The following is a 14,957-nucleotide window of genomic DNA, read 5'->3' on the forward strand; positions in this document are numbered from 1 at the left end:
TCCGGGAGACACTGTCCACCGCAATCTCCGGCCTGCGCCCCCACCGTGAGACCGGCTCGCCCAATTCCCGTGGTTGACGGGGAGATCCGAATGGTTGACGGGGAGAACTGACACTGATGCACACCGACCTCGTGGCTGCGCTCGACATCGGCGGCACAAAGATCGCCGGAGCGCTGGTGGACGGCCACGGCACGATCGTGGCCCGGGCACAGCGCGCGACGCCGGCGCGGGAGGACGGCGAGACGGTGATGCGGGCCGTCGAGGAGGTGGTCGGCGAACTCACGGCATCGCCCCTGTGGGGGGACGCCACGGCCCTCGGTATCGGCAGCGCGGGCCCGGTGGACGCCTCGGCGGGCACCGTGAGCCCGGTCAACGTGCCGGGCTGGCGCGACTTTCCGCTGGTCCGGCGGGTCCGGGAGGCGGCCGGCGGGCTGCCCGTCGAACTGATCGGAGACGGAGTCGCCATCACGGCGGCCGAACACTGGCAGGGAGCAGCCCGGGGCCACGACAACGCGCTCTGCATGGTCGTCTCCACGGGTGTCGGCGGCGGCCTTGTCCTGAACGGCCGCCTGCACCCGGGCCCCACCGGCAACGCGGGCCACATCGGCCACATCAGCGTCGACCTGGACGGCGACGCGTGCCCGTGCGGTTCACGCGGCTGCGTGGAGCGCGTCGCGAGCGGCCCCAATATCGCCCGCCGGGCGCTCGAGAACGGCTGGCGACCAGGCCCGGACGGCGACACCTCCGCCGCCGCGGTGGCCGCCGCCGCACAGGACGGCGACCCGGTCGCCATGGCCTCCTTCGAGCGCGCCGCGCAGGCCCTGGCCGCCGGGATCGCGGCCACCGCGACCCTCGTGGAGATCGACATCGCAGTGATCGGCGGAGGAGTGGGCAAGGCGGGCGACATCCTCTTCACACCCCTGCGCAAGGCCCTCCACGACTACGCCACCCTGTCCTTCGTCCAGCGCCTGACGATCACCCCGGCACAGATGGGAACGGACGCGGGCCTGGTGGGAGCCGCAGCCGCCGCCCTCGCACGGAAGGCGGACCCGACAGCGGCGGGGGTGTGAGGTCACCGGCGGAACGTTCACTCACCGGCTTGAGGGCCCACCGGGCCGCAGTCGCCCACGGCGGGAAGGGGACGTGCCGGGGGGTGTCCGCCCGCAGCGGCGGGCGTCAACAGACGCCGGCCTCCCTGCCCGACGGCAACCGCCCGACCGAGGACGGACACCCCCCGGCGCGGCCCCGACCCACAACGCAGCGCAGGCGCTACACGAACCCCCACCAGGCGAGCGGGCCGCCGCAGGCATGCCCGCCCACCCGCTCAACAACTCAACCGAGCCTCCGCCCAGTCCCCATGGTCCGAGGTGATTCCGTCACCCCCATCGGTGACAACGAGACGGACGACCCGCGCCCCCCTCACATCGCCCGTGATCGGCTGCGCCGGCATCGCATTGGTGAGGACGCCGGTCGAGGCGGCCTTCGTCCCGTCCGCCCAGATCTCGAAGGCGACGGTGCCGTCCGCCCCCTCCTCGTCATCGAGCCCGACCTGCGCGGTGACGGTCTCACAGGCACCCCCGGCGTAGTACTCGACGGCACTCTCGGCATGGACCCCCAGCCCCGTGCCGTAGACGACACCGCCGATGGTGATCGGCCCGCCGTCGCCCGCCGCGCTCTCTCCGTTGCTGGTGTTGCGCTCGACCGGCCCCCAACCGTTGGTGGCCGACAGCCAGGGAAGGTCACCGAGCCCGGACGTGCCCGGAGGCGGCGCCACCACCACGGTCGCCGTCAGGGGCAGCGCGCTGTCGACGCGGACACCGGCCGGTGAGCGGTAACTCGCCCTGAGGGTGAGGCCGTACGACCCCGTGGGCGTCCCCTCCGGTGCCGTGACCGCCCACGTGGTGCGCAGGGAGCGGCCCGTCGTCAGTACGGGCGAGGCGGTCGGGGACGTCGACTCGACCGACCATCCCTCGGGGCCGGCCAGCGTGACGGACACCCGCCTGGCGGGCGTACGGCCGAGGTCGGTGACCGTCGAGGTCAGCGCGGCCGTCCGGCCCGCCTCGACCAACGGGCCGCCGTCCAGGCCGAGTTCGACGGCGGGCGGGTGCTGGGCCCACTCGGGGTCGGTGAAGGCGCGCAGCAGGACCGTGCCGTGCGCGGGGACGGTCGCGGAGATCGTGCCCGCGGTGTTGTGGCTGCGGTGCTGCCACAGGTCGCGCAGGGTGTAGGCGTCGGCGGCGGGCAGGCCGACCGCTCGGGCGCTCGTGGTGATGCGCTGGGCGCTGCCGGTCTCGTTGAACAGGGCCACCGCGCGGCTGCCGTCCCGCATCTCCTTGGCGACGACCCAGCGTCCGCCCTCCGACGAGATCACGGTGCCCTGTTTGCCGAGCGGGTCCTGGTCGACGGCGATGACCTCGCGGTTGCCGAGGATGTCGAAGGTCTCCTCGGAGGCCGACCGCAGGTCCGAGCCGATGAGCAGCGGCGCGGCCATGATCGCCCACATCGAGAAGTGCGAGCGGTACTCGGTGTCCGTCATGCCGCCGTTGCCGACCTCCAGCATGTCGGGGTCGTTCCAGTGGCCCGGGCCGGCGTGCGGCGCGAGGGGCAGGTTCTGCTTGAGGATCGACAGCATCGAGCCCCAGTTGTCGCTGATGTCGCCGGTGGTGCGCCACAGATGGCCGACGTCGGCGGCCCACTCCCAGGGCTTGTTCTCGCCCCATTCGCAGATGCTGTAGACGATCGGGCGCCCGGTGGCCCTGAGCGCGTCGCGCATGGTCTCGTAGCGCTGCTTGGCGTCCACGCCCTGGTTGTTGCAGTTGTCGTACTTGAGGTAGTCGACGCCCCAGTCCGCGAACTGCCGGGCGTCGCTGTACTCATGGCCGAGGGCGCCGGGGAAACCGGCGGTGTTGCAGGTCTTGGTGCCCGCGCTGGTGTAGATGCCGAACTTCAGGCCCTTGGCGTGGACGTAGTCGGCGACCGCCTTGATCCCGTTCGGGAAGCGGACCGGGTCGGCTACGAGCTTGCCGTCGGCGTCCCTGGTGGGCAGGGCCCAGCAGTCGTCGAGGTTGACGTACTCGTATCCGGCGTCCTTGAGGCCCTTCTCGACGAAGAGGTCCGCGATCCCCTTGACCATGGACTCGTTGAACTCGGCACGGCAGTGGGTGGAGTTCCAGTTGTTGAAGCCCATGGGCGGGGTGAGCGCGAGACCGTCGTCCAGGGCGGGGGCGACGGGCGCGGCGGTGGCCGCGGGGGCGCCGAGTCCCGTCGCGCACAGCAGGCCCGCGGCGAGCGCTCCGGCCAGTCTTCCTCGGGTTGTGCGGGTGTGAAGGTGACGCATCGTCACGTTCCTCCGTACCTGCGAAAGTGAGATGACGGCATGTACGCGTCATGATGCGCTCACGTTAGAACCTGTCGGAGTATGTTGGAAAGTGGTCCGTACCTGGAAATGGCGCCATGACTCACTACGTCGCGACCGACTTTTGAACACGTTCAAGAATCTGCGCTAGACTGGTTCCCGCACCCGAGGGGGAGCCGATGAAGATAGTGATTCCCGGAGGAACCGGGCAGGTGGGCACGATCCTGAACCGCGCGCTGAGCCGCGCGGGCCACCAGGTCGTCGTCCTGACCAGGCGGCCCACACGCGACGGCGAGGTCCGGTGGGACGGTGAGTCGTGGGGCCCGTGGGCCGAGGAGATCGACGGCAGCGACGTCGTGATCAATCTGGCCGGGCGCAGCGTGAGCTGCCGCTACACCCCGGACAATCTGCGGGCCATGATGGATTCGCGGGTGCGCTCCACCGAGGTCGTGGGCGAGGCGATCGCCGGCGCCGCCCGGCCGCCCCGGGTCTGGCTGCAGATGAGCACGGCCACCCTCTACGCCCACCGCTTCGACGCCCCCAACGACGAGGCGACCGGCATCGTCGGCGGCGGCGAGCCCGATGTGCCGGACTACTGGTCCTACAGCGTCGAGATCGCCAGGTCCTGGGAGCGAGCCCAGGAGGTGGCCGACACGCCGCACACCCGCAAGGTCGCCCTGCGCTCCGCCATGGTGATGAGCCCCGATCGCGGCGGCGTCTTCGACGTTCTGCTGGCGCTGGCGCGGCTGGGTCTCGGCGGCCCCGTGGCGGGCGGCGGACAGTACGTCTCGTGGATCCACGACCAGGACTTCGTCCGCGCGGTCGAGTTCCTGATCGACCGGGACGATCTCCGCGGACCGGTGAATCTGGCCGCTCCGGAACCCCTGCCCCAGCGCGCCTTCATGCGGGACCTGCGCTCCTCTTGGGGCGTCCCCGTGGGCCTGCCCGCGACGAGGTGGATGGCCGAGATCGGCGCGTTCGCGCTGCGCTCGGACACCGAGCTGCTGCTGAAGAGCCGGCGCGTCGTCCCCGGTCGGCTGCTCGACGAGGGCTTCGACTTCGCGTACGCCCGCTGGCCGGAGGCGGCCGGCGATCTCGTACGGCGGCGTCGGCGCGCGCGCAGGCGGATCGGCGCGGAGGTTCCGTCATTGTCCGGTTCGTCCGGGGGTGGGGCGTGACCCCGGGGCCGTTTCTCAGTTGAACCGGCCATGAAGAAGCGCAGCATGCTCGCCATCGCCTCCCTGGCCACCGGATTCGTCGTCGCGGCGGTCACTCCGTCCCACTCGGTCGAGTCCTCCGGCACCTCCGGCACCGGGTCACCCTCGTCCGGACTGCCCGGCATGGGCGGTCAGATCAAGGCTGCGGGCCTGGACATGAGCGGCAAGAACAAGCTCGCCGGCCTCAGCAGGACCGCTCCGACCAAGCTCGCCGGGATCAACGTGGACCAGGCGCTGGACACCTTCGGCGGCGCGATCAACCGCGAAACGGACCGGGCCGTGAACAACGCCCCGCACGGAAAGCAGGGGAAGAAGGGCTGACGAGCCCGCCGACCCGATCACACGGCGCCGTACCCCGCAGCGGAGCGGAGGGCGGCGCCGTCGTCATGCGCCCTCTACGGGAGCTGGTTTTGGTGGCAGGGTGGAGCGGGCAAGCCACAGGGGGCCAACAGAAGAGGGGGAAACGTGATCGTTTGGATCAACGGTGCGTTCGGTGCGGGGAAGACCACCACCGCACGGGAACTGATCGAGCTGATCCCGAACAGCACGCTCTTCGACCCCGAGGTCATCGGCGGAGCACTCACCCACCTGCTCCCGCCCAAACACCTCACGGAGGTCGGCGACTTCCAGGACCTGCCGATCTGGCGACGTCTCGTGATCGACACGGCGGCCGCGCTGCACGCCGAGCTCGGCGGGACCCTCGTGGTCCCGATGACCCTGCTGCGCCAGGAGTACCGCGACGAGATCTTCGGCGGCCTCGCGGCCCGCCGCATCACCGTGCAGCATGTGCTCCTCGCCCCGGCGGAAACGATCCTGCGCGAGCGAATAGCCGGGCGGGAGATCCCGACCGACCTGCCCGACGGCGACATACGCCTCCGGCAGTGGTCGTACGACCACATAGAGCCCTATCGCACCGCGCTCGCCGCCTGGCTCACCGCCGACGCGCACCCCGTCGACAACAGCGGCCTGACGCCGTACGAGACCGCCGTACGGATCGCCGGGGCCGTCGGCAGCGGTGCCGTGCCCGTCTGCGACATCGTGCAGACGCCCGAGCCCACCGCCGAGACCCTCGCCGCGGGCGTGCTGCTCTTCGACGAGGAGGGCAGGGTGCTGCTCGTCGACCCCACGTACAAGGCCGGCTGGGAGTTCCCCGGCGGCGTCGTCGAACCCGGCGAGGCGCCCGCGCGCGCGGGCATGCGCGAGGTCGCCGAGGAGACGGGGATACGGCTCGACGACGTGCCGAGCCTCCTGGTCGTCGACTGGGAGCGGCCCTCGCCCCCGGGCTACGGCGGGCTGCGCCTCCTCTTCGACGGCGGCCGGCTCGACTCCGACGAGGCCGAACGCCTCCTGCTGCCCGGACCCGAGCTGCGCGACTGGCGCTTCGTCACCGAGGAGGAGGCCGCCGAACTGCTGCCACCGGTGCGCTACGAGCGGCTGCGCTGGGCGCTGCGGGCGCGGGAACGCGGGGCGGCGCTCTATCTGGAGGCAGGCGTTCCGGCGCCGTGACCGAGAACGCCGTACGGCAGCGGCGTCAGCCTGCGCTCCTAAGGGCGACCATTCCTCGCCGCGGTGGCCGTACAGCTCGGTGACGAGCCAGAGGACCAGGTGGAGGGAGGTGTAGCCGCGGTCGTAGCCACGGTGCCGGTCGAAGAACTCGCGCTCGGGCGACGTGACGGCCACCGGCCCCTGTTCCACCAGCCGGCAGGATACGCCGGCCGGGGCTCGGGCTGGGGACGCTGTCGATGCCGTGGCGGCAGTACGGCGGCATGCCGAACAGGTTGGCGGTGGAGCGACGATTCCCCGGGTGCCGCTCGACAGCGGTGAGCGGCACCCGCTTCACGAAGACTCGTCTGTGCCGAGCGGCCTGCCCGACGCCACCAGGGCCGCGAGTTCGTGGTCGGAGCGAAGCGCGAGGTGTGGGTCGTGGAACCGTCCTCGGCGCCCGCGCCCTCAACTCGCCGCGTAATTGCGCAGGAACAGCGCCTCGGCGACCGAAAGCCGCTCCAGCTCCTGCGGGGACACGCTCTCGTTCACGGCGTGGATCTGCGCCTCCGGCTCGCTCAGGCCGATGAGGAGGATCTCCGCGTGTGGGTAGAGCGCGGCGAGGGTGTTGCACAGCGGGATCGAGCCGCCCTGGCCGGCGTACTGCATCTCCTGGCCGGGGTACGCCACCGCCATCGCGTCCGCCATCGCCTGGTACGCCGGGCTGCCGGTGTCGGCGCGGAACGGCTGGCCCTGGCCGATCTGTTCGGTGCGCACCCGGGCGCCCCACGGCGTGTGCGTCTCCAGGTGGGCCTGCAGCAGCTTGGTCGCCTCGGCCGCGTCCACGCCCGGCGGCACCCGCAGGCTGATCAGCGCCCGCGCGCTGGCCTGCACGGACGGGGTGGCGCCGACGACCGGCGGGCAGTCGATGCCGAGGACCGTGACGGCCGGGCGTGCCCAGATGCGGTCGGCGACCGTGCCGGAGCCGAGCAGCCCGACGCCGTCGAGGACCTTGGCGTCCTCGCGGAACTGCTCCTCGGCGTACTGCAGGCCCTGCCACGACGCCTCGTCGGTCAGCCCGTCCACCGTCGTCGAACCGTCCTCCGCGCGCAGCGAGTCCAGCACCCGGATCAGGGCGCCGAGCGCGTCGGGCGCGGCACCGCCGAACTGGCCGGAGTGCAGGTTGCCCTCCAGGGTGTCGATCTGCACACGGACGGCCGTCATGCCGCGCAGGGTCGAGGTCACCGTCGGCAGCCCGACACGGAAGTTGCCCGCGTCGCCGATCACGATGGTGTCGGCCTCCAGCAGGTCCGGATGCTCCTCGGCGTACCGCTCCAGACCGCCCGTGCCCATCTCCTCCGAGCCCTCGGCGATCACCTTGACGTGCACCGGCACGCCGCCGTTCGCCTTGAGCGCGCGCAGCGCCAGCAGGTGCATGACCAGGCCGCCCTTGCAGTCGGCGGCGCCGCGCCCGTACCAGCGGCCGTCGCGCTCGGTCAGCTCGAAGGGCGGGGTGCTCCAGGCGGCCTCGTCCAGCGGGGGCTGCACGTCGTAGTGGGCGTACAGCAGGACCGTCTTCGCACCCTCGGGTCCGCGCAGGTGGCCGTACACCGACTGCGTGCCGTCGGGGGTGTCCAGCAGCGCCACGTCCTCGAAGCCCTCGGCGCGCAGCGCGTCGGCGACCCAGCGGGCGGCACCCTCGCTCTCGCTCTTCGGGAACTGGTCGAAGTCCGCCACCGACTTGAAGGCCACCAGCTCGGCGAGTTCCGCCCGCGCCCTGGGCATCAGCGAGGCGACGGTCTCGGCGACCGGATTCGGCGACATGGGCACGCTCCTTGTGGGTGCGACGTTGTACGTATGAGTGCTGTGATCCTCCCACAGCGGGCTGCGACGACGCCCGCCGTAGGATGCGGGGGACAGCAGCAGACGGCGGCTTGATCGGGAGCAGTAGACCATCGTGAGCAGCGAGAACTCTTCGGCGGACGACGTGCGGCAGGTGTGGGACGTCGTCGTGGTGGGTGCGGGACCCGCAGGGGCCTCGGCCGCGTATGCGGCGGCGGTCGCCGGGCGGCGCGTGCTGGTGCTGGAGAAGGCGGAGCTGCCGCGCTACAAGACGTGCGGCGGCGGCATCATCGGCCCCTCGCGCGACTCGCTCCCGCCCGGCTTCGAACTGCCCTTCCGGGACCGGGTGCACGCGGTGACGTTCTCCAGCAACGGCCGCTTCACCCGCACCCGCCGCTCCAAGCAGATGCTGTTCGGGCTGATCAACCGGCCCGAGTTCGACCAGCGGCTGGTCGAGCACGCGCAGAAGGCGGGCGCGGAGCTGCGCACGGGTGTCACCGTGCAGCGCGTCGAGCAGCACGGCTCGGCGGTGCCGGACCGGCGCAGCGTCGCCGTCGTCCTCCAGGGCGGCGAGACGCTGCTCGCGCGGGCCGTGGTCGGCGCGGACGGCAGCGCGAGCCGGATAGGGGCCCATGTCGGGGTGAAGCTCGACCAGGTGGATCTCGGTCTGGAGGCGGAGATCCCGGTGCCCCAGACGGTCGCCGAGGACTGGAAGGGGCGGGTCCTCATCGACTGGGGCCCGATTCCCGGCAGTTACGGCTGGGTGTTCCCCAAGGGCGACACCCTGACGGTGGGCGTGATCTCCGCGCGCGGCGAAGGGGCGGCCACCAAGCGGTACTTGGAGGAGTTCATCGGGCGGCTCGGGCTCGCCGGCTTCGAGCCGAGCGTCTCCTCCGGCCACCTGACGCGCTGCCGCGCCGACGACTCGCCGCTGTCGCGCGGGCGCGTGCTGGTGTGCGGGGACGCGGCGGGGCTGCTGGAGCCCTGGACGCGCGAGGGGATCTCGTTCGCGCTGCGGTCGGGGCGGCTCGCGGGGGAGTGGGCGGTGCGGATCGCCGAGGCGCACGACGCGGTGGACACCCGGCGCCAGGCGCTGAACTACGCCTTCGCCGTCAAGGCGGGGCTCGGCGTGGAGATGAGCGTGGGCAAGCGGCTGCTGACGGTGTTCGAGCGCCGTCCCGGTCTCTTCCACGCGGCGCTGACCGGGTTCCGGCCGGCCTGGAAGGCGTTCACGGACATCACCCGCGGCGCCACCTCCCTGGCCGAGATCGTCCGCACCCACCCGATGGCCCACCGCGCGCTGACCGCGCTGGACCGCCGGCCGGTGGCCGAGGGCGGCGAGGTCACCTCCTGACGGTGATCCGGAAGACGGGGTGGTCCGGGGCCGCCGCGACGATCTCCTCGTCGGAGGACTTCGCGGTGACCCCCTGGAAGTACTGGTTGACCTCCCAGCCCCACTTCTCCAGATAGGTCCGCAGGATCGGGAGCTTCTCCTCGTCGGGAAGCTCCACCGCGGAGAACTCACGGACCTTGCGCCCGACGCGGAGCTCCCCGCCTTCGGCGGCGCGCATGTTGCGCACCCACTGGGAGTGGCCGCGGGCCGAGACCAGGTACTGCGCGCCCTCGTGGCTGTGCGGGTTGACCGGGATGCGCTGCATCCTGCCGCTCTTGCGCCCGCGCACGGACATCTCCGCGGTGCCCGCGATGCTGAGCCCGTGCCGGGCCAGCCAGCCGACGACACTGTTGAGGCGGACGTTGAGCGGGCTGCCCTTGAGGTAGTAAGGCGACGACATGGTGACCCCCAGAGTTTGAGAGAGCGGTGCTCTCGCTTGGGAGCAGTGTGCACGACACCGCCGATCCAAAGCAAGAGCAGCGCTCTCGATTGTGTGCACCGCTCTGACTTTCGTGGGAGACTGTGTCACATGAGCATGAGCAGCACGCCACTGGGCGCCCGTGCCCGCGCCAGGATGGAAGTCGCCGCGGCCATCAAGGACGAGGCCCGCAGACAGCTCGCGGCCGAGGGTGCCGCCAAGCTCTCGCTGCGCGCCGTGGCCCGCGCGCTCGGCATGGTCTCCTCCGCGCTGTACCGCTACTTCCCCAGCCGGGACGACCTGCTGACCGCGCTCATCATCGACGCCTACGACTCCGTCGGCGAGCGCGCGGAGGCCGCGCACGCCAAGGCCGCGGACGCCGGGCCGGTGCGGCGCTGGACGGCGGTCGCCGAGGCCGTACGGGAGTGGGCGCTGCGGCATCCGCACGAGTACGCGCTGATCTACGGCTCGCCCGTGCCCGGCTACTCCGCCCCCGACACCACCGTCCCGCCCGCCTCCCGCGTCGGCCTCGTCTTCATCGGCATCGTCCGCGACGCCCACCACGGCCAGGGCCTCACCGAGTTGCCGCCCCTGCCCCCCGAACTGGCCCCCGAGGCCGACCGAATGGCCGCCGATCTCGCCCCCGACCTCCCTCCGGCGACGGTCGCGGCCCTGGTCGCCGCCTGGGCGCAGCTCTTCGGACTCGTCGGGTTCGAGCTGTTCGGCCAGTTCCACCGGGTCGTGGAGGACAGGGAGCCGTTCTTCCGGCACGCGGTGGTCCGGCTGGCTCACGGGGTGGGCCTGGTGGAGGGCGAGCGGTAGGACCGTGCCGGCCGTCGGGGCACGGGCACCGGTGAGGCGTCGCCGGGCCGCCTCGTGCGCGGACGGCGCGTCCGACGGGCGGCCGGTGCGGCACGTGGCCCGCGTCAGCAGCTCGACGACGCGTTCGCGCACGGGGTGCGCGGCGATCAGGCGGACGAGTTCATGGACGTACCCGAAGGACCGGCCGAGCGCGATCTCGCCCGCCTGCCGGCCGCCCTTCCAGATCGGTGCGCCGCTTCTCCGCCCACCGCAGCCGCTCCGCCTCCAGATACGGCGCCCCCAGTCCCTCGGTGAACTCCCCGCGCCACAACTCCTCGGCACGCCGGGCCAGTTCGACCGCGCGCCGCACCTCCCCGGCGCTCCGCCAGATCGTCGACCCGGACGCCGGTCAGCCGGTATCCGGCGCCGGTCCATGTCAGCTCCGGCCCGTCGCTCGGCGCGCGGCGCAATCCGGAGGCGTACTTCTGCACGAGGTCGCGCACGTGGGCCGGTGCCGCCCCGCCCCCACCGTCTCGATCAGGCCGTGGATCAGGGAGTCCGAGACGGCGGACGTACTTCGCCGGGAGTACGTGTGATCACCACGCGCGGGTGACGCCGCCCGGTGGCCATCGCGTCTAGCGTGGCGGACATGGATGAGCAGCAGGTACGGCGGGGCGGCGGTCCGCGGATGTGGTGGCGGCACGGTCCACCGGGGTGGAACCGCTGGGACGACGAGGAGGAGCACGCCCCTCGCTGGCCCTGGCGCTCCACCGTGCTGCTCACGGCCTTCGTGATGGCCGGTTCGAACTTCGCGGCCGAGGGCCAGCACGACCGAGCGGAGCTCGATCCCTTCGCCCGTGTGCTGCTGTTCGTGACGACGGGACTGCTGCTGTGGCGCAAGCGGTATCCGGTGGCCGTCGCGTTCGGGACGTCGGTGGCCGCCACGGTCTACCTGGGCGCCGGATATCCGTACGGGCCGGTCTTCCTGGCCGTCGCGCTGGCCTGCTTCAACGCCATCGTCATGGGGCACCGCAAGGCCGCGTGGACGGCGGTCGGAGTGCTCTGGATCGGGCACGCCCTGGTGGCGCACTGGCTGTACCGATGGCTGCCGCCGTCCGGTGACCCGGCCGCTCCCTGGGGGCAGGAGGGCGTGATCGCCGCCTGGGTGGCGGCGATCGTGGCGGTGTCGGAGCTGGCCAGGACGCGGCGCGAGCAGTGGGCGAAGGACCGGGCCGAGCGGGCGCAGGCGGCGCGGCGGCGGGCCGACGAGGAGCGGCTGCGGATCGCCCGCGAGCTGCACGACGTCCTCGCGCACAGCATCTCCGTGATCAATGTGCAGGCGGGCGTCGGCCTCGCGCTGCTGGACACCGACCCCGAGCAGGCGCGCACGGCGCTCACCACCATCAAGGCCAAGAGCAAGGAGGCGCTCGGCGAGGTCCGCCAGGTCCTCGACACGCTGCGCACGCCCGGTGACGCACCCCGCGCCCCGGCCCCCGGCCTCGACCGGCTGCCCGAACTGGTGAAGCAGGCGGCCAGCGCGGGCCTCACCGTCGAGGTCGAGGGCGAGCCGCCCCGTCTGCCGCCCGGTACGGACCTCGCGGCCTTCCGGATCGTGCAGGAGGCCCTCACCAATGTCGTACGCCACTCGGAGTCCCGGCACGCGCGCGTGCACCTCGATCACGACGACGGCGCGACGCTACGGTTGCGTATCGACGACGACGGTCCGGCGACCGGCGCCGACGCGGGCGGCAGCGGCAACGGACTCGCCGGAATGCGGGAGCGGGCGGCCGCGCTGGGTGGCACGATCGAGGCGGGCCCGCGGGACGACGGCGGCTTCCGGGTGCTCGCCGTACTGCCGTTGAAGACCGCCGCCGAGGTCAAGGAGAAACGGTGATCCGCGTACTGCTCGCCGACGATCAGTCACTGGTGCGGGCCGGCTTCCGGGCGCTGCTCGGTGCGCAGCCCGACATCGAGGTGGCCGGGGAGGCCGCCGACGGCGAGGAGGCGCTGCGCAAGGTGCGCGAACTGCGGCCCGACGTCGTCCTGATGGACATCCGCATGCCGCTCCTCGACGGCCTCGCCGCGACCCGCCGGATCACCGAGGACGACGCCCTGAAGGGCGTGAAGGTGGTCATGCTCACCACCTTCGAACTCGACGAGTACGTCTTCGAGGCCATCCGCTCGGGCGCCTCCGGCTTCCTGGTCAAGGACACCGAGCCGGAGGAACTCCTGCGCGCGGTACGGGCCGTGGTCGAGGGCGACGCGCTGCTGTCTCCCGGAGTGACCCGGCGGCTGATCGCCGAGTTCGCCGCCCGCTCCAAGGAGCCCGCGGCCGCCGGCACCCTCGCCGAACTCACCGAGCGCGAGCGGGAGGTCATGGCACTGGTCGGCATCGGCCTGTCCAACGAGGAGATCGCCCGCCGCCTGGTGGTCAGCCCGCTCACCGCGAAGACCCACGTCAGCCGCACGATGGTGAAGCTCGGCGCGCGGGACCGGGCCCAACTGGTGGTGCTGGCCTACGAGTCGGGGTTGGTGCGGCCGGGCTGGCTGGGCTGAGGGCCCCGCCGGAACCGCATCAGGACGCTGACGACCCGGGCGAAGAACACCACCACCGCGACCGTGGCGCCCACGCCCACGAGGGCACCGCGCGTACCGTCCGACATGTCGAAGGCGTACGCCGGCCCGACGATCGCCCCGAACAGCACCGCCGCCGCGAACGCGGCACTGAACAGCGCGTACCCGATCTCGACGGTGATCGCGTCCCGCTCGGCCTGATCGCGTCGTCCCCCGTGGTTCTCCATGCCTTGAGTCAAACAGGGGTGCGCCCGGCGGAGCAAGCCGCTCCGCCGGGCGCACCCGGGAGGCCTCCCCCTAGTCGCGGACCGCCACGCGTTCCGCTTCCGCCTCCCTCACGGTGGACTTGGCGACCACGACGGTCCGCCGGCCGCGCCGGGTGCGCAGTCCGGTGAGGGCGATCAAGAGGCCCGCGACCGCGATCACGGTGATCACGACCAGGGCGGGCAGGTAGCTGTCGAGGACGGCCTGCGGGGAGGCGGGCTCCTCGGGCGCGTTCGCGGTGAGGACCGCCGTCACCACGGCCAGGAACAGCGCGCCGCCCACCTGGACCGAGGTGTTGAGCAGGCCCGAGACCATGCCCTGCTCGTGCTCGTCGACGCCGTTGGTGGCCTGGACGTTGAGCGAGGGGAAGGTCAGCGCGAAGGCGGAGCCGACCAGCAGCATGGTGGGCAGGATGACCACCGCGTAGACCGGGTCGAGGTCGATGCGCAGGAACAGGACGTAGCCGGCGACCATCAGGGCGAAGCCGATCGCGATCAGCCGTGCCGTGCCGAACCGGTCGATGATCGCACCGACCTTCGTCGCCGACAGCGCCACGAGCGCACCCGCCGGCAGGAACGCCAGCGCGGTGTGCAGGGCAGACCAGTCGAGCAGTTGCTGCATGTACAGCGTGACGAGGAACTGGAAGCTGATGTAGCTGCCGACGAACGTCAACGCGCCCAGCTGTGCCCGGACCTGGGCCCCGGAGCGCAACACCCCCAGCCGGATCAGCGGGCTCGGGCTGCGCCGCTCGACGAGGACGAACGCCGTCAGCAGGACGACGACGGCGACGAAGGACAGGACCGTGCGGGCCGAGCCCCAGCCCACCTCGGGCGCCTGGACGACGGTGAACACCAGCAACAGCATCGACGCGGTGCCGAGGACGGCGCCGGGGACGTCGTAACCGCCGTCCGTCCGCTCGCGCCTGGTGCGCGGCAGCAGCCTGAGGCCGACGGCCAGGGCGATCAGCGCGATCGGCGCGGGCAGCAGCATCGTGAGGCGCCAACTGGCCTCGGTGAGCAGGCCGGAGAAGACCAGTCCCATCGAGTAGCCGGCGGCGCCGCAGGTGGTGTAGATCGACAGCGCGCGGTTGCGCACCGGTCCCTCGGCGAAGGTCGTGGTGATGATGGACAGGCCGGCGGGGGCGGTGAAGGCCGCGGCCAGGCCCTTGACGAAGCGGCTGGCGATCAGCAGCGGGCCCGAGTCGACGAGCCCGCCGAGCAGCGAGGCGAGCGCGAACACGGCCAGGGCCACCAGGAAGACCTGGCGCCGGCCCAGCAGGTCCGCGATGCGGCCGCCGAGCAGGAGCAGGCCGCCGTAGCCCAGGATGTAGCCGCTGACGATCCATTGCAGCGTCGAGGTGGACAGGCCCAGGTCGGCACCGATGGACGGCAGGGCGACACCGACCATCGACACGTCCAGCGCGTCCAGGAACATCGCGGCGCACAGCACCAGCAGGGTGCCCCACAGCCGGGGCGTCCAGCGGTCCGCCGTGGACGGTGCCGCGGGGGAGTTGAGCGGAGAGGTCATGCCGAGGAGGTTACATGCACATGCATGAGATGCAAGCGCATTTAATGCGGCTGCAATAAACTAGTCTTTCTGCTACGGTGCGCC

14 protein-coding genes and 1 pseudogene are annotated in these 14,957 nt (G+C 72.1%); 8 read left to right on the forward strand and 7 right to left on the reverse strand.

Going from position 1 to position 14,957, the window contains the following annotated elements; translation table 11 throughout:
- Window positions 1-116: 116 nt before the first annotated feature.
- The gene (locus IM697_RS18670; RefSeq protein ID WP_194048832.1) at window positions 117-1,070 is read left to right on the forward strand and encodes an ROK family protein; all 954 of its coding nucleotides are present in this window, start codon (window positions 117-119) and stop codon (window positions 1,068-1,070) included.
- Window positions 1,071-1,324: 254 nt separating this feature from the next.
- Here IM697_RS18670 and IM697_RS18675 read toward each other — a convergent pair whose 3' ends face one another.
- Window positions 1,325-3,337: an NPCBM/NEW2 domain-containing protein gene (locus IM697_RS18675; protein ID WP_194048833.1), complete on the reverse strand. Its 2,013-nt coding sequence runs from the start codon at window positions 3,335-3,337 to the stop codon at window positions 1,325-1,327.
- Between the two features lie 197 nt (window positions 3,338-3,534).
- Here IM697_RS18675 and IM697_RS18680 point away from each other — a divergent pair, with 197 nt between their 5' ends.
- From IM697_RS18680 to IM697_RS18690, 3 genes are all read left to right on the forward strand, one after another.
- The gene (locus IM697_RS18680; RefSeq protein WP_194048834.1) at window positions 3,535-4,533 is read left to right on the forward strand and encodes a TIGR01777 family oxidoreductase; all 999 of its coding nucleotides are present in this window, start codon (window positions 3,535-3,537) and stop codon (window positions 4,531-4,533) included.
- Window positions 4,534-4,563: 30 nt separating this feature from the next.
- The gene (locus IM697_RS18685) at window positions 4,564-4,893 is read left to right on the forward strand and encodes a hypothetical protein (protein WP_194048835.1); all 330 of its coding nucleotides are present in this window, start codon (window positions 4,564-4,566) and stop codon (window positions 4,891-4,893) included.
- 144 nt (window positions 4,894-5,037) lie between these two features.
- A complete protein-coding gene (locus IM697_RS18690) occupies window positions 5,038-6,078 on the forward strand; it encodes an NUDIX hydrolase (RefSeq protein WP_194048836.1) in 1,041 nt (346 codons plus the stop codon).
- A gap of 444 nt (window positions 6,079-6,522) precedes the next feature.
- On the opposite strand, the gene IM697_RS18695 is transcribed toward IM697_RS18690, so the two are convergent.
- Window positions 6,523-7,878 (reverse strand): dipeptidase, encoded by a 1,356-nt coding sequence (locus IM697_RS18695; protein ID WP_194048837.1) that lies wholly within the window; start codon window positions 7,876-7,878, stop codon window positions 6,523-6,525.
- A 133-nt stretch (window positions 7,879-8,011) separates the two neighbouring features.
- Here IM697_RS18695 and IM697_RS18700 point away from each other — a divergent pair, with 133 nt between their 5' ends.
- Window positions 8,012-9,250, forward strand: coding sequence for a geranylgeranyl reductase family protein (locus IM697_RS18700; RefSeq protein ID WP_194048838.1), 1,239 nt, complete (start codon window positions 8,012-8,014; stop codon window positions 9,248-9,250).
- On the opposite strand, the gene IM697_RS18705 is transcribed toward IM697_RS18700, so the two are convergent.
- Window positions 9,240-9,689 (reverse strand): nitroreductase family deazaflavin-dependent oxidoreductase, encoded by a 450-nt coding sequence (locus IM697_RS18705; protein WP_194049767.1) that lies wholly within the window; start codon window positions 9,687-9,689, stop codon window positions 9,240-9,242. The genes IM697_RS18700 and IM697_RS18705 overlap by 11 nt on opposite strands.
- 129 nt (window positions 9,690-9,818) lie before the next feature.
- Here IM697_RS18705 and IM697_RS18710 point away from each other — a divergent pair, with 129 nt between their 5' ends.
- On the forward strand, window positions 9,819-10,529 hold the full coding sequence (locus tag IM697_RS18710) for a TetR/AcrR family transcriptional regulator (protein WP_194048839.1): 711 nt from the start codon (window positions 9,819-9,821) through the stop codon (window positions 10,527-10,529).
- Window positions 10,530-10,619: 90 nt separating this feature from the next.
- On the opposite strand, the pseudogene IM697_RS45890 reads toward IM697_RS18710, so the two are convergent.
- Together IM697_RS45890 and IM697_RS45895 are read right to left on the reverse strand one after the other, a co-directional pair.
- A pseudogene (locus IM697_RS45890) lies at window positions 10,620-10,754 on the reverse strand (hypothetical protein); the annotation flags it as partial.
- Window positions 10,690-10,878 carry a hypothetical protein gene (locus IM697_RS45895; RefSeq protein ID WP_407699632.1) on the reverse strand — a complete coding sequence of 63 codons (189 nt, stop codon included), beginning with the start codon at window positions 10,876-10,878 and terminating at the stop codon, window positions 10,690-10,692. The gene IM697_RS45895 and the pseudogene IM697_RS45890, both read right to left, overlap by 65 nt.
- A 279-nt stretch (window positions 10,879-11,157) precedes the next feature.
- Between IM697_RS45895 and IM697_RS18720 the strand changes: the two genes are divergently transcribed.
- Together IM697_RS18720 and IM697_RS18725 are read left to right on the forward strand one after the other, a co-directional pair.
- Window positions 11,158-12,402 (forward strand): sensor histidine kinase, encoded by a 1,245-nt coding sequence (locus IM697_RS18720; RefSeq protein WP_194048840.1) that lies wholly within the window; start codon window positions 11,158-11,160, stop codon window positions 12,400-12,402.
- Window positions 12,399-13,064, forward strand: a complete 666-nt coding sequence (locus tag IM697_RS18725) for a response regulator transcription factor (RefSeq protein ID WP_194048841.1) — start codon at window positions 12,399-12,401, stop codon at window positions 13,062-13,064. Before IM697_RS18720 ends, IM697_RS18725 begins: the two co-directional genes overlap by 4 nt.
- On the opposite strand, the gene IM697_RS18730 is transcribed toward IM697_RS18725, so the two are convergent.
- Entirely contained in the window at window positions 13,025-13,309 is a 285-nt protein-coding gene (locus tag IM697_RS18730; RefSeq protein ID WP_194048842.1) for a DUF6332 family protein, read from the reverse strand. The genes IM697_RS18725 and IM697_RS18730 overlap by 40 nt on opposite strands.
- Before the next feature lie 70 nt (window positions 13,310-13,379).
- Entirely contained in the window at window positions 13,380-14,873 is a 1,494-nt protein-coding gene (locus IM697_RS18735) for an MFS transporter (protein ID WP_194048843.1), read from the reverse strand.
- Window positions 14,874-14,957 lie beyond the last annotated feature (84 nt).

The sequence above is a fragment of the Streptomyces ferrugineus genome, from assembly GCF_015160855.1.
GTDB classification, from domain to species: domain Bacteria; phylum Actinomycetota; class Actinomycetes; order Streptomycetales; family Streptomycetaceae; genus Streptomyces; species Streptomyces ferrugineus.